General features: G+C 44.8%; 16 protein-coding genes and 1 pseudogene. 6 read left to right on the forward strand and 11 right to left on the reverse strand.

Features of this window, described 5'->3' with window-relative positions; translation table 11 throughout:
• Positions 1–174: pseudogene (locus AB4513_RS22390) on the forward strand (IS110 family transposase); the annotation flags it as partial.
• A gap of 360 nt (positions 175–534) precedes the next feature.
• Here the strand turns inward: AB4513_RS22390 and AB4513_RS22395 are convergent.
• Complete coding sequence (locus tag AB4513_RS22395) at positions 535–1380, reverse strand: hypothetical protein (RefSeq protein ID WP_102257487.1); 846 nt, start codon at positions 1378–1380, stop codon at positions 535–537.
• A gap of 524 nt (positions 1381–1904) precedes the next feature.
• On the opposite strand from AB4513_RS22395, the gene AB4513_RS22400 reads away from it, so the two are divergent.
• From AB4513_RS22400 to AB4513_RS22415, 4 genes are all read left to right on the forward strand, one after another.
• The gene (locus tag AB4513_RS22400) at positions 1905–3077 is read left to right on the forward strand and encodes an SIR2 family protein (protein ID WP_050643988.1); all 1173 of its coding nucleotides are present in this window, start codon (positions 1905–1907) and stop codon (positions 3075–3077) included.
• A gap of 3 nt (positions 3078–3080) precedes the next feature.
• Complete coding sequence (locus tag AB4513_RS22405) at positions 3081–4922, forward strand: ATP-binding protein (RefSeq protein WP_050643987.1); 1842 nt, start codon at positions 3081–3083, stop codon at positions 4920–4922.
• 438 nt (positions 4923–5360) lie between these two features.
• Complete coding sequence (locus tag AB4513_RS22410; RefSeq protein WP_016800262.1) at positions 5361–5513, forward strand: hypothetical protein; 153 nt, start codon at positions 5361–5363, stop codon at positions 5511–5513.
• On the forward strand, positions 5503–6102 hold the full coding sequence (locus AB4513_RS22415; protein WP_102257488.1) for a Fic family protein: 600 nt from the start codon (positions 5503–5505) through the stop codon (positions 6100–6102). The genes AB4513_RS22410 and AB4513_RS22415 overlap by 11 nt, the downstream gene beginning before the upstream one ends.
• A gap of 200 nt (positions 6103–6302) precedes the next feature.
• Here the strand turns inward: AB4513_RS22415 and AB4513_RS22420 are convergent, their stop codons facing one another.
• The 3 genes from AB4513_RS22420 to AB4513_RS22430 form a co-directional block, all read right to left on the reverse strand.
• On the reverse strand, positions 6303–6764 hold the full coding sequence (locus AB4513_RS22420; protein ID WP_016800264.1) for an RES family NAD+ phosphorylase: 462 nt from the start codon (positions 6762–6764) through the stop codon (positions 6303–6305).
• A complete protein-coding gene (locus AB4513_RS22425; protein ID WP_016800265.1) occupies positions 6761–7204 on the reverse strand; it encodes an antitoxin Xre-like helix-turn-helix domain-containing protein in 444 nt (147 codons plus the stop codon). Before AB4513_RS22425 ends, AB4513_RS22420 begins: the two co-directional genes overlap by 4 nt.
• Before the next feature lie 406 nt (positions 7205–7610).
• Positions 7611–8432 carry a restriction endonuclease gene (locus tag AB4513_RS22430; RefSeq protein ID WP_102257489.1) on the reverse strand — a complete coding sequence of 274 codons (822 nt, stop codon included), beginning with the start codon at positions 8430–8432 and terminating at the stop codon, positions 7611–7613.
• 342 nt (positions 8433–8774) lie between these two features.
• On the opposite strand from AB4513_RS22430, the gene AB4513_RS22435 reads away from it, so the two are divergent.
• Positions 8775–9047: a helix-turn-helix domain-containing protein gene (locus AB4513_RS22435; RefSeq protein ID WP_102257490.1), complete on the forward strand. Its 273-nt coding sequence runs from the start codon at positions 8775–8777 to the stop codon at positions 9045–9047.
• A gap of 163 nt (positions 9048–9210) precedes the next feature.
• Here the strand turns inward: AB4513_RS22435 and AB4513_RS22440 are convergent, their stop codons facing one another.
• The 7 genes from AB4513_RS22440 to traN form a co-directional block, all read right to left on the reverse strand.
• The gene (locus AB4513_RS22440) at positions 9211–9666 is read right to left on the reverse strand and encodes a hypothetical protein (RefSeq protein ID WP_102257491.1); all 456 of its coding nucleotides are present in this window, start codon (positions 9664–9666) and stop codon (positions 9211–9213) included.
• 88 nt (positions 9667–9754) lie between these two features.
• On the reverse strand, positions 9755–12463 hold the full coding sequence (locus AB4513_RS22445) for a conjugal transfer protein TraG N-terminal domain-containing protein (RefSeq protein WP_102257492.1): 2709 nt from the start codon (positions 12461–12463) through the stop codon (positions 9755–9757).
• Between the two features lie 12 nt (positions 12464–12475).
• On the reverse strand, positions 12476–13837 hold the full coding sequence (locus tag AB4513_RS22450) for a conjugal transfer protein TraH (RefSeq protein ID WP_102257493.1): 1362 nt from the start codon (positions 13835–13837) through the stop codon (positions 12476–12478).
• A complete protein-coding gene (gene traF, locus AB4513_RS22455) occupies positions 13834–14271 on the reverse strand; it encodes a conjugal transfer protein TraF (RefSeq protein ID WP_016799993.1) in 438 nt (145 codons plus the stop codon). Before traF (AB4513_RS22455) ends, AB4513_RS22450 begins: the two co-directional genes overlap by 4 nt.
• A gap of 15 nt (positions 14272–14286) precedes the next feature.
• Positions 14287–15096 (reverse strand): type-F conjugative transfer system pilin assembly protein TraF, encoded by an 810-nt coding sequence (traF, locus tag AB4513_RS22460; protein WP_170962716.1) that lies wholly within the window; start codon positions 15094–15096, stop codon positions 14287–14289.
• Between the two features lie 12 nt (positions 15097–15108).
• Positions 15109–15312 (reverse strand): hypothetical protein, encoded by a 204-nt coding sequence (locus tag AB4513_RS22465; RefSeq protein ID WP_016799995.1) that lies wholly within the window; start codon positions 15310–15312, stop codon positions 15109–15111.
• Between the two features lie 24 nt (positions 15313–15336).
• Positions 15337–16530 (reverse strand): type-F conjugative transfer system mating-pair stabilization protein TraN (traN, locus tag AB4513_RS22470; RefSeq protein ID WP_136975322.1); only part of this gene is annotated, 1194 nt, incomplete at its 5' end.

A 16530-nucleotide genomic window follows, 5' to 3' on the forward strand; every position in this document is an offset into this window, starting at 1 on the left:
AGGACAGTCATTGCCAACCTTGGCGACAAGCAAGATAAGCTAAGTCAGTGGTGTCGAGGCGTTCTAGAACGAAGAGGAATGAACCGAGCGATAGTGGCACTTGCCGCGAAGAACGCACGAATTATATGGTCGCTTTTACACAATCAAACCGAATATGAAAACTATGCTGCTTAAGTAGAAACCTAAGCAGCATAAAGAGTTAAACCCACCGGGTCATTGCAGACGCTAATGATGGAGATAGGTTAAGACCACTTGCGGAGAGCCTGTTAATGCGGCGGACACACCAGATGTCATCTAACGAATAAGGCACCGCAGTCGCGCAAGTCATCAGGGCCACGACGTATGCGAATCGTCGATAAGTAGGCCGAATGTAGAGCGGCAGTCCAAAACCCATCAACATAAGTTTAGCGGATGTTTGACAACCGGGGGAATCCATGTAGTCGCATTAAGGTGTGAGCGGCGCTTGGCTATACTTGAGCGAAGCGAAACTGCCAAGCGTTGCGAATCACTCTTAAATGCTTTGTATGTGACTTGCTACGACTTCTCAATCAAGCTCTTAGTAAACTCTTCTAGTTTTGGATAGTTATCCAAGTCCATCTTATATAGCCTGTAAATTGAAGCAAACTGTTCCCACTTATACACTGCCACTTCGAAGTCACTCTCGTCCCTTGCAAAGTCGAACAAACCATTAACTAAAAACTGAAGCTCTGCAAGACTGTATAAACAGGACTTATAATATGGGTAATTCGTACCAGCTTCTGAAGGCATTGTCTCCATCCGAGAGTGATGAATCTGAAGTAACCTAAGTATCTTAGAAAGGTACTTACCTACTTCTGGTGGTGCATGCTTAATACAATCTTTGAACACTACTACATGATAGTCAGGTAGGACAGGGGCAACTGACGCAAAAACCTTTGCCCGTTTCTTTCTATCTCTGCTTCTATCAGCGGCTTCAATAACAACTTTACTGCTAGTTTCTAAATAATTACAAAGAAGGCTAAGAGCTTGAGGTAAAAAAGATTTTGAAGCTATAAACTCTCTTTCGGTTTGCTTATTGGCGTTATAACGAGAAATATTGAAAGCAATAAGACTAGAAGCAAAAGCAAGCATACCAACATTTAGTGCTTGCCATGAATACCAGACTCTGTGGATATAATTCCAGTCACCGGCACTTTTCCAAACCGGGAAAATGAACATACCAAAGACATAAGCAACGAAAGAGGCAGCACTGATGATATTTATTAATCGTATTAAGTTTTCAGTGCTCCACAAAGCTCTGAACTTGCGCCAAAAAACCTTTATTTTTTCCACCGTACCTCCGATAGAGACTGTCACATAACATTTTAATATCGTGCCAGCACGAATTGGTGTATTTAGCATATATTAAGCACCCTCTCTAACCAACTGAAAATTATGTATATAATTCAGTTTTGATATAATTTCTAGTTAAAAACCGTGCAAACACACATTGCCTCCTATTCGAGGCACGTTATCAATCAAGAACTTCTATTTTGTTCTATACTATTCAATAGCTTAGAAGCACTTAAACAACGTATTCGTGCGTAGTTGTGTTTGAAGAACAGTCTCTAGTGGTCTAGTGGTCTAGTGGATTAGGAATTTGGGGACAAAGTTAGAACTCTAGGCATGAGGGAAAGTAAGGCAAGTTCCTGAGTTTGAACCTGAGTTCAATCCCTATATGGCTCATTTTGGGGCACTTTCGTTCTAAACAGTGCCGATTGAAACTGTTCTGGACAAAACCTATTGTTTGCACCGCACACTCCTAGTTGTAGTGTAAATTCGATGAAATCACATTACTTATCATTGTGACTTGAGTTGCTTAATCTACAAGAGCAATATTGGGGGAATAAAACCTTACCACACACATGGTAAATCAAAGGATTAGAATGGAAAACCTAATAGACGCAGATTTGTTTTCTCAAGTAGAAGAACACCTGAAATGTACCGAACAAAGCTGGTTGATGGGCGCAGGTATTAGTTTTGACGCTAAGCTGCCACTTATGTATCCGTTGACAAATAAAGTTAAAAAGGACTTGAAAGCCGGTAGCAAGGACGTATTCGATAAGATTGTTGAGCCCTTATTCAAAGAGTTGCCACAAGAGTGTCATATTGAGCACATTCTCAGTCACTTAGGTGACTACGCAGCCTTGGCGGAAAGGAGTAAAGATAAAAAGGCCCGCATCAATGGAGCTGAGGTCAAGTTAGATGAGCTTCAAGAAGCCCATCGTTTAATTCTTGACTCGATATCCAATGTCATCAGGTGTGGTTACGTTGAAGGCAAGACCGAAGAAACAGACGAAGAAGGCACACTATCGAAGCCGATAGTAGAAATTGACTCACATTTCGACTTCATTGACACTTTATTCAATCACGCAGGCGCTGGTATTTATGAACGGAGAAAACCCGTAAACATTTTTACCACCAACTATGACACCTTGTTAGAAGATGCTTTGGCCTTAAACAAAACTTCGTACTGGGATGGTTTTTCTGGAGGTGCAGTAGCTCACCGAACTCAGCGTTATGGCGAACCTGTGCCTACCAATGGTCAACGTGCCAACTTAATCAAAATGCATGGTTCAATAGACTGGTTTCTTTGTGAAAAGGGGCATGTCTGGAGAGTCAGAGATAATGATCGCTATCCAAAAGCTGACCGTCGAGTTCTCATCTACCCTCAAGCTACAAAATATATAGCAACCCAACAAGATCCATTCTCTGCACAGTTCGACCTATTTCGTAAAGCTCTAAACTCTCCGAATAGTAATGTGTTAGCTGTGTGTGGATATAGTTTTGGTGATGACCATATCAACAATGAAATTGAGTTCGCCCTATCTAAAGACGACAACAGAACCGTTTTAGTCGCTTTTCTTGAATGCCGAGACGAAATTCCATCCTGTCTAGAGCAATGGCGCAAGTCGAGTTATGGCTCGCGAGTAATTATTGCATCTCTTCATGGTCTCTATGTGGGTGAGCAAGGCCCCTATAAAAGAAAAAACGATGATGATTATTGGTGGACATTTAAAGGTGTCACATCAGTACTTAAAAATGGATGTGAGGTATAAATTATGTTTACACCAACTGATGAGCTGAAAATAGGCCAAGTTGTTGAGGTCTCTGGGACGAGTATCAAAGTTGAAATTTCAGATAAAATCTCTGAGTTAACTAGAACTTTCAACGGTCGAGTTTATCCCATAGGACAAATCGGCAGTATGGTGAAGATCCATTATGGTCGAAAGGTTATTTTCGGTCTAGTTACAATGCTTCGAATGCGCTCTGAAGAGTTGCTAGAGGCTGGTATGCCTATAAGCACTGATTCTGACCAACGACTAATGGAAGTGCAGCTATTGGCTGAAGGTAGTTGGAATAACTCTAGTTCCCAGCTGTCCTTTAAGCGAGGTATTAAGACATACCCACTACCTCAGCAAGGCGTATTTCTATTAACAAACGATGAGATTTCATGTGTTTATCGTTCTGCTGAAGGTGAACGAGAAGAGAAGGTAGATCCATTAGTTCCATTTGCGGTATATAGCGCATCAGAGTCAACAGCTTGCCGAGCGAATATAAATAAAATGTTTGGAATGCACTGTGCAGTATTAGGCTCAACAGGTTCAGGGAAGTCGGGAACTGTCGCAGCAATAATTCATAGTGTTTTGGAGCATAACAGTGGAGAAAAGAACTTCTCTCCACAAATAGTTGTAATTGACCCACATGGCGAATATGGCGCTGCATTCAGTGAAAGGGCTGTACAGTATAGAGCATATGACATCGCAGTAGGTGAAGATAAGCAAGAGCAGATAAAGTTACCATACTGGTTAATGTCAAGCGATGAATTTACTAGTTTGATAGTTGGCAAGACTGAAGAAAGTGCTACTAGCCAAAACAACATCGTTCAAAAAGCTTTAACACATGCTCGTCTGGTTGCGGCTGGCATTGTGCAACCGTGCCCTAGAGAGTTTGCTACCGACATATTGAAAGAACTAGAAAACCATGATGATCCAAACCTTTGTGATAAAAAAGACACATCAGACATCCTTGAGTTTGACAGAGATAAACCAAGACCATTTTGCTTAGATGAGTTTGAGAGTCATATAAGATTCATACAAGGAGGGCGCTTTAAAAAAGGTACTAAAACCCTTGAGACATTGCCACCTACAGATTTAGGGAAAGCTCGTATTCCATCAGTCTTAGATAAGGTGAGAGTTCTCCGAAGAGATAAGCGACTCTCTTTCATGCTGCAATGTTGGGAAGGTGAACAAGATGAAATTAGACTTCACAAGGTTTTAAACCAGCTTGTCGGGGTTCCTGTTGAAGATGAAAAAGACATTAGAATAATAGATATTTCAGGGCTGCCTAACGAAGTTGCAGGCCCTTTAGCTGCCTTGATTGCCAGATTATTGTTTCAATATAAAGTATTTCAAACACAAGAAGAGAAGGAAAAAGATCCAATTCTGCTCGTATGCGAAGAAGCACATAGATATGTGCCTGATCATGGAGAGGCGCAATATGCAGCAGCACAAGGAGCTATAAGACGCATTGCAAGAGAGGGACGAAAATATGGGATTGGCCTTATGCTTGTTAGTCAAAGACCCGCAGATGTAGATAGCACTGTTATATCACAATGTGGCACTTGGGTCGTATTAAGGCTTACTAACTCTGCTGATCAACAGCATGTCGCCCGTTTTCTACCAGATGGTTTATCTGGAATGGTTGGCGCGCTAGCGATTTTGTCACAACAAGAAGCCATATTTGTTGGCGAAGGTGCTGCACTTCCCTCTAGAATCAGAGTTAGAGATCTTCAGAAAAACCAACTTCCAAAATCGAATACAATACCATTTGCTGAAGGTTGGGCTAATGGTCGTCTAGATCTCAAAAAACTTGAAGCTATTGCTGAGCGAATGTGTAGCTGAACAAGCTAAAGATCAGTGCTTATTGCTTGTCTAGTTAGATGCAAGAATGTGGTCAACTGATATTGGCCACGAATTAGTGAATTTGATCACATCGTTAGATGTTCTAAGCATGAGGAAAAGCAAGTCAAATTGACGAGTTAAAAATCAGATTCAAGCTCTTGCTGACTCATTTTGGGGCATTTTCGAGCTAGAAAATGCCACGTGTTAAAATTCAGATTGTGACGTTTTTGGGGCAGCTCTGAGCTAGCTGGCACTTTGAGAGACAAGTGCCACGGGTAAAACTTTAGGCCAATGAAGCCTCTGGATAAAACTTTGCCAGTGACATTACTAGAATAGAATGCTGCTGCGCGGCTCACTTGGCTTTGCGAAAATCGCTACTTCATGACATTAGCTGATTAGTCATGTACAATTAATGCAACCAACAAGAGGAACATTGATATGGCCAATGTCTCAAATCCGAAGCGCCAAAAAGCTACATTTACCCCTAGCTTAAAGAACTTCAAAACCAGTTTGGGTTATGAAGGCATGACGATAAATAAGAAATCGAACGTTCAAACCATTGAAGATTTAAAACGCAAGTATGCGAGATAAATATGGTGCTGATCAGGACAAATACTGTTACTCAAATTCTGATGTTTTAATTAACAGATTGAATATACTTGACTCGGATGAACTTGAAAAAGCCGAAGTTGAGTTTACGAGTTATAGGTACCTTTCATACAAAAGTAATGTTTCTGAAATCAAGCATTTAGACTTCAATCACCTCAAATGTCTACATCACCATCTATTCCAAGATATTTTTGAATGGGCAGGTCAAGTTCGAGAAGTGGATATATCTAAAGGCTACACTCGATTCTGTACCGTTTCTAGGATTGAAGCTGAAGCTTCAAAATTATTTGATATTATCCCTTCGTTAGACAATTTGGCTTTGCCTGATCTTATCCAAGAATTAGCCAGTCTATTTTGCGAATTAAATTTGTTACATCCTTTTAGGGAAGGTAATGGCCGAACTTTACGTTTTTTCTTTGAAGAACTCGTATTTGTCCTTGGCTACACCATCGAGTGGCCTAAAATTACTCAACAAGAATGGATTGATGCAAATATTGCAGGGGTATCACTCGATTTAGAACCGTTAATTACAATATTTCGTTTAGCTCTATCTAGTGAAAAACAAGACTGAATTTTTGTGCGATTGCATTAGTTTTAATCGCCTAAACTCAGCTGAGGAGTGTTGAACCGCTTTTTTCTGTGAAAAATAACGGGGCGAAAGTGGTTTAACTTATCTTCGCCGTCTAACTTGATGTAGCCAAAAACAGATCAAACTAAATTGGAACTGACAAACTTTAATGTCCTCGGACAATTACAGTGGGAATAGCTGATTTATAGAAGCCGCGTATCGAAAGAAATTTCGTGTTTTTTGGCTGTTTTGATGAGTTTTGGATAACCTGGATGTTTTGTGTTGAGCACATAGTTTTGTTCGCGAGGCACAATCACCGATGGGATCGCCAGCGCCAAGCTTGAATAGCTCGATAACCATTGATCACCGATTTCGGCTGTCTGAAGCGGGGCTGGCTCTTCATTCCAGTTGTCCGGTAAGTCGTCATTTTCAAGGACCAAAGCATCGGCTTCATCCAGTTCCAACGTAAACAAGACATAATTTTCAAGTACTTTGGTATTTTTGAGATGAACCAAGATTTCTAAAATGGCAAGTGACTCTGACGCAGCAACATAAACCGCAGACCGTCCAATAGAATTCCAACGCCCTCCGTACAGTCTGGAGCCTTCGCCATCGAAAGCTGACTCTTCCCACTTTTCCTTTACGATTCGGTACAAAGTGATCAAGAAAATACCCCATGCTCTAATCGTCCAATTAGGTTTAGCACACCCTCTGATTCAGCAGTTGTGGCAACCATATCGATAGGGCGGCGATTACCCAAACCAACCACAGGGGATTTGATCCATTCACACGCGGCCAAAATATCACCTTCAAACAAGTTGATGGTTTGGTTGAATATCTCAGCAAAACGGTACAAACGATCACTTTCGTCTTTGTTAAAACGTCCAGCTTTCGATCTGCGGTTTAGTGTGGCTGGTGGAATTGTAACAGCGGTAGCCAACTCTTTCTTTTCCAATTTAGAGTGCTTGGCTAGTTTGTCAAAAACATCAAAATCCAGACCTTTATGAACAGACTCATAAAGGGTTACCCCTCGCGATGGAATACCTACTTGCTGCCAAAAGCTAGCTGGCTGTTTAACAGGCTTGAATGCTTGCATTTGTGACATAACAATAACTCCTTATCAGATGGTAGTGTCATTATGTATCAGATGATTGCGGTAGGCAAGTTTACAAGTACATAGCTTGGAAAATTGGAGAGCGACAAGTAAGTTAGAGCATTCTCTGCTTTATTTTACCAGAGAAAGAAACGCCGCAATTCCAACTGTCGGAAGACAATAGAGATTGAGAACATGAGTCGCGACGACATGCTGACTCAGAACTGGACAAGGTTCATCTAGAGAGGGTTTAAAAGAGGTAATTGCTCCAATATCTTGCCAGACCTAGCCTTGTCTTTCAGAGATACCGCAATAAATCAGTTGTTGGCCATGCCAAATAGCATAGATGCCAGCAGCAACTTTCGGGCCATCAAAGATTACTTGCTACAACAAGCGTATTTTGCGAATAGATTAAAACTCAGCAGTCGCAAGTATAACGACACTTTGGATACGTAGAGCAACCATAAAAAGACATACCAGATTTAGCTCCTCGCTTAGCAACACGCATTACAAGCTTAGATTGGCAACTAGGACAAATCATAGATTCGACGCCTGCCCTGTGTGTTTGGGGCGATATTGAGGGTTTATTTTGAAAGCTGCGGCCATCTTCAATCATATGTACTAGTTCGCTGCCGTTGACTAGCCACAGGCGCTTATCTAGAGAAAAAGTGACAGCCTCAGAAGTAAAGTCTCCTGAAGTTACGATAATCATCTTACTGGCATTGTTCGCGATCATGACACCGTACATTTCCCTTAGAATTTGCACACCCACTTTGCGAGTTTTCCAATGCTTACATTGTACAAGGCTTAATTCACTATCTTTTGTAAGCCAAATATCAACACCGCCATCAGATTTTTGAGCGAAAGACTGTTTGACCGCATACCCTTGAGACTTAAAGTATTCTCCGATGTAACTTTCAAATTCGATCCAAGTCAGGTGATTTAGTGGGGAAGTATTCCTCTGAATTTTAATCTGAGTGTTCGTCTTGAGATAGCTTCTTTTCCTCTGATATTGCTTGAAAAACGCTATCGGTGCGGGGAGAAGAAATAAGAACGTAAAATATGGAGCCATCAAGGGCAAGTTTGGAGCAATAGCTTCAAAGATGAAATTATTGCTATCCACGGCCAAGCTAGGTAATAGATATGAAAGCCCAAAATAAATACAAGCAGAGAGTACTACGCTTAACCACCATGGAGCGTCCATTAAGTGCCATATGATTCCATCGTTTTTTCGTGCCATTTGAAGATTACCTGATAAGCATTTAGATGCATTAAAACACAAACGATAGATGATCGATAGATGGTGGGTATAGTTTGTAAGGTGATATTTATCAGGATGATAGCTATTGATGAGCTAAGGCTGGGAAGGCAACGCTTGAATTCGGATTCCTTGTTCGGAATCCGAACACTTCTAACTCATAGTTGTTGAGTAGACGACATACTCAAGTCAAGATGACCGTGCTCACCAAGCGACTACAAACCAAAGTCTGCATGACATCAAATTTGGGAGTTAGCAGATTTTAAGGCACTTTCATGATAAATTTGCCAACATGATAAAATCGATTAACAACCTTCAATTTATATGAATGACCAACTAACCCCAATCAACAAAGACCATTTGAAAAAATTTATCCGAGCAGAACTGGAGCTAACATGGTTTGATAATAAATCAGCTAGTCCGGATATGTCTTGGGTTACTCCTACGGTGCTAGACACATTGTTTACTGAGTTGATAACTCATACGCGTGGTAATCAATCAAAGGCTGCTAGGATGTTAGGGATCAACAGGGGTGGTTTCAGCAAAAAATTAAACCAGATTACAAGTAATGAACTTGGATTGGTTGAAAGCCTATAGGTATATATCAAGCCTATTAGGACACAGCAGAGGGCGTAGCCATCATTACCTTGAAAAACGCCGCCAGTCAGTAGCTTGGTCTAATTTACCCCGTGAGACATCACGGGGATTTACAGCGAAGCATGATAAGAACGGATAACTTTTGGCAGGGTAAACCAACAGCTTAAAACTGCTTTTGAACCGGGCAAGGGTATTGCTCTTTGAGAGCGGCAACAAGGTAGCTTCCAATATCGACACCTATACCTGCTTCCCCATATTTTTTTAGATTAGGATCGCGTTTGAGTCTTTTGTCGATGATTGTCATCAAATCTTTGGTTCTCCAACTATCTAAGCTTTCGCGATTGCTTGTATCTGTCATTGGTAAACAGTAGTCGATACGTTGGTTGCGAGCATCTAAGCGAGTGGTATAAAGATCCGCTGTATAAGCAGCAACACGAACACCGATCATTAAAGCTTGATACTCAGGGCTATCGGGCTCTTGATAGTGCTCAACGTAATAACGCATAGAGGCAGGGTTATGTTTACTGCCATACTTATCAATGTCTATCTCTATCTCTTCTGCCGTTAGACTCCCAAAGGAGCACCATACGGTTAAGCTTAAGACGCTCCATCTTTTCATCACTAATCCCTCCACTTTATACTGTTTATATTATCAGTTTTTCTGACTCCCCACTTGGGCTGCTTAATAATTAACCATTATTTATAGATTAAGAGCGGGATTTATCCTCTTCCTTTTGTGTTGGCTGCAAGGTTGATGGTGGCTCAACACGGTTACTGGTACTCTCAAATTGACCGCGAGTTTCATCCACGATTTGTGAGTGGTTGTCGGGGTTGTAATAACGCTCTGTGCCGCCGTGTTTCTGATGCTGATCCAGCACCGTTTGACCGGTATTACCTAGAGCCTTGCCTTTAAATTGTTCCCCCACCATCTTTTGCCACTCGGCTTGGGTCGGCTCAGAATTAAAGGTACGTTCGTGCTCTTCTTGCGTGGGTAAGCTTGCGAGCACAAAATCTTTAAACGTATCGGTTGTTTTAAATGCTTCCCATTCATTAGATCGAGATTGGCGAGAGTCATCATTATTGCCCGTTAGGATTTGTCGAGCTTTTCCTTCTTTATCAGCATATTTTTCCTCAACAAACTCTTGGAACGGCTTTTCCAGTTTCTCAGTCAGGCTGGCCATATGACGTTGCTCTTGGCTGTTGACTTGACTGAGCGTATTGACCTCTTGTTGAGCTTGTGTCGTGGACGTAATTAAACCTTGCGTCTCACTAAAGTTCGCCGTAAAGCCAGTGGCGTAAGTGCCCATCTCCGTATTACGTTCATCGGTCGAGAGGCGGTTGCTCGCCTCGATGGTTTGGTTGGCACCAGAGCGGTAGGATTCGATGGCGGCTTGCATTTGGCTTTGTTGTTCGTTGCTCATGCTGCTGAGCGTTTCACGCTCTTCCTGTGTCCATTTTTGTCCCGTGGACACGTTCACACTCCCATTAAACCCTACGGCGTCACCGAGAGCGCCGCTTGACAGTCCAGCGTTCACGTCATAACCGCCGTACGCTGAGTGTAAGAAGGCATTCGCTTTCTCATGGCTCCATCCGGTTGCCGCACTGACTTGCTCAGTGGCGGAGTTGACCTGCTCTAAGCCTTTTGAAGCCGCCGCACTCGCGCCGTGTCCATGAGTTAAACCATAACCTTGGGTTGACGAATAACTCTCTTTCCAATCGGCCATCAATTGAGAGCCACTTTGTGTGCTTTGCGACAAGGCCGCTTGTTGTGTCGAAAGGTTGGATTGAGCGCTAGTATGCAAGCCTTGCACCGCTTCACTGTATTGACTAGAGCTGGCGACATTCCACTGGAAATTCGACGCGGTAGGGCTAGTGTCATACACCGTTCTATCACCGTATTGCGTTGAAAGCATACCGTCTTCGCTTTGCGTGGTACTGCCGTGTTGTTTCAGCAATGTCGACGTATCAAACTTATTGCCATTGACGTTATTAAACGTGTGGGTCTGCATTTGCGTATTACCGTGGCTGATGTCACCGCTTGAGGCCGCTGCCGACGTACGGGCATTGGTTTGGTTTATCATCCCCGCCAGTTGGTAGTTTAAGCTGCTCATCATGGCCGCTGCGCCCTTGGTTAACGCCAAAGCAATCGCGGGGGTGGACATCATCAAGTATCCGGTAATGGAGGCGTAACGCGTGTTGACGTAATCAATGCCGCTCATGTTCGAGAGGGTAATGCCGCGTAACCCTTGTGTCGCGCCCTGGGTCGCCCCTTCTAAGAACCACATCATTATAGCGTTGAGGATGGTGAATATCATAGGCCAAGTGGCCAGATAGAAAAAACTGCCAACGTAGTTTTTAAGGACAGGCAGCGCCATATGTGGCAGCAAGGCAATGATGGCAATGATCGCCCCAAAGCAGACAAACAAAATCACTCCTATCGAGTGCATCATTGGAATGAACTCTTTGGCTTGCAGCCCAATGTTGGCCCACATGGTGGTGGTTTGCATTTGGTTGGCGGTGTAGGCGTAGTTGGCCGCGATACCTCGGTGCGTGTTTTCGATGTTCCATCGCGTCATGTTGATGACCATGTTCTGTTTTAAAATATCGACCGCGTTGTTACTGACCCCAATTAAATCTTGGTGACTATTCTCGATGGCGTTTCTTAAGAACGTTGATTGGATGTTGCTCTCTCGTCCCAAGATATACGCGCCCAGTTTATTCATGGTTTGATTGGCCTCTTCATCAAATTGTTGAGTGAGTTCAGGAAACGCGTCGCGGCAGGTTCTGTATTGACCCTGGGGGTTATAGAGCCCACGAATGGGGGACATCGATTTTGTGGCGAGAAAACCCAGCAAATCCGGTGCTTGCAGGATGTTTTGCATGGTGTATTTTTTGTTAATTCGAATGTCTCCGACGATGCAGTTGTGATAAAAGTCTTTCCAATAGCGTTGCAGATCAATGGTTTCGGCGTTGGCGCTACGAAGCAACGTGTATAAATTCGAACCAAACACCATGCCTGAGGAGCTGTAGCTTTCATCCTCTGTACTGCTAAAGACGATTTCAATGCCTTCGGTTAAGCCGTGCATGAACGTGGTGGCCGCCCAACCGGGTATTGCGACGATGTAAGGCACGTTATTCACGTAATAAATGCGCATAGGATTTTGCGCGTCATTGATATGGACGGTGGCTTTCATGCTGATAAGAAAAGTGGGGATAGCCAAGTAAATGAACATAAAACGCATCACATGTTTCGCGTCTCGAGACACAAAAAATAGGGTGGCACTGATGATAAAGGCCAGTTGTAAGGCGATTTCGATTAACGAGCCAAAGGTGTTGGTGGTAAAAAAAGTGGCGACGGCGTTCAAGGCTCGTTGTAATTGAGGGCCTGCGCCATAGAGATAAAAGTCTAAGGTCATTGGGGATCTCCTTTAATGGCCAAAGGTGAGGTTCGATAGGGTAGCGTCACTTGCCGATTGGCTAAGGAGCTTTCGTTTGCGTTTTAAGCGCTCAGTGAGGGCTAAGTACGCGTTCAATTTTGTTTTGTGACGGTCTCGAATGGTTTGTAAGTAATCCCTTGCACTGTTGATGCCTTCGAGAGTGCGATTGACGTCGGTTGGGTTAACCGAAGCGAGGTTGGTCATGGATTGATTGACGATCATCAGCATGTTGTTGAGATAGGCATGCAAGAGATCGGCGGCAATATTTTGAGCGTATAAATGGCTTTCTGGTTGTAGGTTGAGGTGCGCATCATCAATGAGCATTGCTAAGATAGGAATGTCACTGAGTTCAACAAAGCTCTTCTCTGAGTCGGTGATAGGTTGGTCAGATTGTAAGTGGGCATAGAGCGTATCGACGGTGTGGCGCACTTTGGCGTTAAAGGCTTGGCTTTCATTTAGGCTGATGGCGCTTAGGCTCATCGAAAGGCAGGTCTCGGTGTTGTCGCATCGATACACCTCCAAATCCCCTCCGGTCAAAAGGGCGTTAATGGCGGTGTCGTTACCCACTAACATGGCCGGAATGTAGCTTGGCGTCCCCTGCGCGTCGTAAATGACGGTGCCAGTGAGGCTTACGATAAACTCGGCGACCTCTTGATTGTCTTGAAGGTAAGCGCTTTTCATGAGCGCATCCCACACCACATTTAAGTTCACTTTCACTGCGTGCGCCGTGGCGTCATCGGTGTTGCTAGCCAGTGTGCTCTGGTTGGTACGGACGTTGCGACATTCGTGTTGCGCTTCTAACCAATCAGCGAAAGCGTTGCTTTGCGTGCCTAGGGTGGCGCAGGCATGTCGCTTGGCTTCCCCATCGGTAAAGGCCGCTAAACCAGAGACCGCCGATTGCGCTACTTGGCAAGAGTTCATCGAGGTGGTGAGGAACTGATCAGCAATGGCTTGCAGTTTGTCCCGATTCTCTTTGATGCTCGGCGCCCAAGTTTGCAGCGCTAAATCCACCGCGAAGGGCACGGCGTTGGCAATGACGGCTTTACCAAAAGCCACCAGTTGGTCAGAGTTAATATGAGAAAAGCCGCCCATAAAGGCGTCAATGCCACCGCACCCTGCGCTGACAGAAGGCAAGGTGATGGCGGCCAGTTGAATGTTTTTGATGTTGGTGCGAGCAAACAAACTGCCCGCATTATAGTAGGTGGCGGATTGACCCTGATAGGCACTTGGGTTCGTGATGTTGCTGTTAAAACTGCTGTCATCCCAAAAGCTGTTCATGGCGTCGCCCAAGCCGCCGGCATGAAGTGAACATGAAAGACTCATTAAGAGAGTCAGGAGGGTAGGTCGCGTCATTGTAAACTCTCCATGATGGCCACATCGGCGCGCAAGGCTTGGTAGCTCTTAAGCAGCTCAGTGTATGGAACATTGCCTTCACTCAAACGCACGTACTTACCATTGCTGACGTTGATTAAGAACGTGGCGGGCGTAATGGCGTTTTTGAGATCCCCAAAAAACGCAGCGGTGATGTCAGAGTTGGTCGGTATAGGCGTCGCGTAACCGGGGATGGGTTGTCCGTCAAAGGAGAAATCGTACACAGGTAGTTGAGTAGTTTGCTCTAGCCGCTTCATGGTTGGGGCAAAGTGGTGACACTCAGCGCACTGACTAAAATGGAAGAACACCAAGGCGTATTGGCCTGTCATCGCATGAGGGGGTTGCGCTTGAGTGAGGGAGGTTGAGGCGAGCGTCATCAGCGTACTCAACAATAACGTGCGGATAAAAGCGTTCATCGGGGCGTCCTTAAGTTAAAAGTCGCTGTCTTGGTAATTGGTCGCGACGTTGTGAAAGCGAGAGAGCAAGTCTTTTTGTGAAATGAAGCCGTAGGCGAGGGGCTTGAGTGCTTTGGTGTGGATATTGGCCAGCATTAAAGCCGGTGTGTAGCGCACCTGTACACGCCCTGTCTTATCAATACGGTTTTCATTAATCGTCTCAAAGGTCTGACCGTCTTTGCTGATCCCGACCAGTTCGATGTGGTACCGGTGGGCAAAGTCTTGGATTGAGGGTGCTAGGGTTTGAGATAAGGCGTCTTGCCCTTCGTAGATGAAGTAGAGGCCCCAACCTTCTTGTACCAATTGACGCACAGTGGCTTCGTTTTTGAGTTGGATACCTTGATAGTACGTCGCTCTTGCGGCTTGCTCTGTGGGGCGGTCTTTGGTGTACGAGTATTCGGGGTGTTCGTTGATGAGCTTTTTGAAGGTCATGCCCGTTTGCGTGGTCTTGCCATCGATGAATTTTTTCAGCTTCATCAATTTTAGATTTTTCTCTTCATCGGTTGGGTTAATGGTGGCATCGTTTAACGCTTCATCAAACGCGCGGTGGAACCATTGCATCTGCTCGGTGGCGCTCATCACGGTAGAGACGCTGTTGGGGGGGAGGCTCTCCTCCTCTTTGGGAGGGACTTTGGGCGCTTTGGTCTCGTTATACCAGCGCCACCCCTTGGGGGGCTCATCGGCGATACTGTGAAAGGCCAATAAAGCCAACAACATTAACGGTAGGGGTTTGATTGTTAATCGGTTAATTGAGTTGTTCACCGTTTTTGTGGATAAGTCCTTCATGGTGTGACCTCATTATTGCCAGAAACTCAGCATCTTGTGGGTGCGCGTGTGAAATAACGTCCAAAGTGCTTCATCAATGCCACGCTGTTGTTGGTGCCTCATCATTTCTTGCTTGAGCTGATGGAGTTTTCGTTTGAACAGAAGATGCCGAATAAGGGTGATGGCAAACCCGGTTGTCGACAGGGTGGCCACAAGTAAAGGGAGTAGGGGATCCATATCATGTCCTCATCATTGATTAAGTTAATGGCGATAAGCGCTGTGTAATCGCTCTTGGATTTCTGTGGCCGAAGGCAGGTTGGTGTTGCCGTGCATGTCGTCGTAGAAGTCCGAAAAGTCGAGGCGTTCAAAATCTATGTCTTGAAGCTGCTCGGGGGTAAGGGCGCCGCAAATGGGGTGTTTGGCGGTTCCCAGACTGATGCCAAGTTGACCTTTCGAGCCTTGCTCTTGGATGATGCGCGCCAATTTGCTATCAAAGACGCAGTAGGTCTTCTTTTCCCGGATACACGCGCCTAAGACCTTTTCTGCGCAATAACGGCCAAGGGCTATCGTAATGCCTTGCTCTTTGGCTTGACCGAGCGCTTTCTCTTCATCATTGCATTGGGCTATGCCAATACTCGTGCCCCAACCGCCGTCTTTACAGCAGTCGGCAAAACCAAAAGCGGCGTCTGTGCACTTCATGCCTTTGCCTGTAAATATCTTCGGTGGGTTACCCATACCGTCAGCGGCTTCTGCGAGCGCGGCTAAGGCTGAGGTGCTTTCATTAAAGCGGTTTGAAGTGGTCGCCATGGCTTCAAAGCAATCGCCATCCAGACAAAAGCTCTCTTCTCCACAGATTAATTGGGTGGCACTGCAGCGCCGCTGTGGGCAGGATTTATTGACTTTCTCCTCAATGCACACACCGTTTTGCTGGAGGCTGCAATGGGTTGACGTCGTGGTGCAATCGGCGGGCAGGACGTTGCACGTATTGGGTCGAGTGCATTGGTGCTCAACCCGATACTTCCAGCAATCAAGCGTGGTCGGTATGCCATTAATGATGCGGGTGGCTCGACCTTCAATGCATTGCTGGCGAGTGATCTTGCATGAGTTCATCAGGTTGCATTCTGTTCGCCAAGTAATGTTGTTCTTGATGCAGTTCCCTCCGGATAAGGAGAATCCGTTTGAACAGCTCAAGGTGGCTTTTTTCGTTTGTGTGGTGGGTCGACAAATCTCGTAGCGTTTATCCCAGTGTTCGCTCGCTTGCCAATTAACGTGATAGGTCTGTTTTAACTCGCCAAGCGTGTAGCCTTGGTTGGGATAGACACTCTTACCGCCCCATAAATACATGGTTCCTGACGATGAGAAAATGCCATCACCTCTCGTTTGCCTCACATAATGTTTATTATTGTATCGGCATTGTGGGAGGGGACGTTGGCAATTATCCCCTTGCTTTGTCCA

The organism is Vibrio sp. 10N.222.54.E6 (genome assembly GCF_041473955.1).
Taxonomy (GTDB): Bacteria; Pseudomonadota; Gammaproteobacteria; order Enterobacterales; family Vibrionaceae; genus Vibrio; species Vibrio tasmaniensis_A.

What these genes read in the sequence shown, in the direction of transcription:
- AB4513_RS22395 (WP_102257487.1), bottom strand. Translation starts at nt 1,380, where the DNA reads ATGCTAAATACACCAATTCGTGCTGGCACGATATTAAAATGTTATGTG.
- AB4513_RS22400 (WP_050643988.1), top strand. Translation starts at nt 1,905, where the DNA reads ATGGAAAACCTAATAGACGCAGATTTGTTTTCTCAAGTAGAAGAACAC.
- AB4513_RS22405 (WP_050643987.1), top strand. Translation starts at nt 3,081, where the DNA reads ATGTTTACACCAACTGATGAGCTGAAAATAGGCCAAGTTGTTGAGGTC.
- AB4513_RS22410 (WP_016800262.1), top strand. Translation starts at nt 5,361, where the DNA reads ATGGCCAATGTCTCAAATCCGAAGCGCCAAAAAGCTACATTTACCCCT.
- AB4513_RS22415 (WP_102257488.1), top strand. Translation starts at nt 5,503, where the DNA reads ATGCGAGATAAATATGGTGCTGATCAGGACAAATACTGTTACTCAAAT.
- AB4513_RS22425 (WP_016800265.1), bottom strand. Translation starts at nt 7,204, where the DNA reads ATGTCACAAATGCAAGCATTCAAGCCTGTTAAACAGCCAGCTAGCTTT.
- AB4513_RS22430 (WP_102257489.1), bottom strand. Translation starts at nt 8,432, where the DNA reads ATGGCACGAAAAAACGATGGAATCATATGGCACTTAATGGACGCTCCA.
- AB4513_RS22435 (WP_102257490.1), top strand. Translation starts at nt 8,775, where the DNA reads ATGAATGACCAACTAACCCCAATCAACAAAGACCATTTGAAAAAATTT.
- AB4513_RS22440 (WP_102257491.1), bottom strand. Translation starts at nt 9,666, where the DNA reads ATGAAAAGATGGAGCGTCTTAAGCTTAACCGTATGGTGCTCCTTTGGG.
- AB4513_RS22445 (WP_102257492.1), bottom strand. Translation starts at nt 12,463, where the DNA reads ATGACCTTAGACTTTTATCTCTATGGCGCAGGCCCTCAATTACAACGA.
- AB4513_RS22450 (WP_102257493.1), bottom strand. Translation starts at nt 13,837, where the DNA reads ATGACGCGACCTACCCTCCTGACTCTCTTAATGAGTCTTTCATGTTCA.
- traF (WP_016799993.1), bottom strand. Translation starts at nt 14,271, where the DNA reads ATGAACGCTTTTATCCGCACGTTATTGTTGAGTACGCTGATGACGCTC.
- traF (WP_170962716.1), bottom strand. Translation starts at nt 15,096, where the DNA reads ATGAAGGACTTATCCACAAAAACGGTGAACAACTCAATTAACCGATTA.
- AB4513_RS22465 (WP_016799995.1), bottom strand. Translation starts at nt 15,312, where the DNA reads ATGGATCCCCTACTCCCTTTACTTGTGGCCACCCTGTCGACAACCGGG.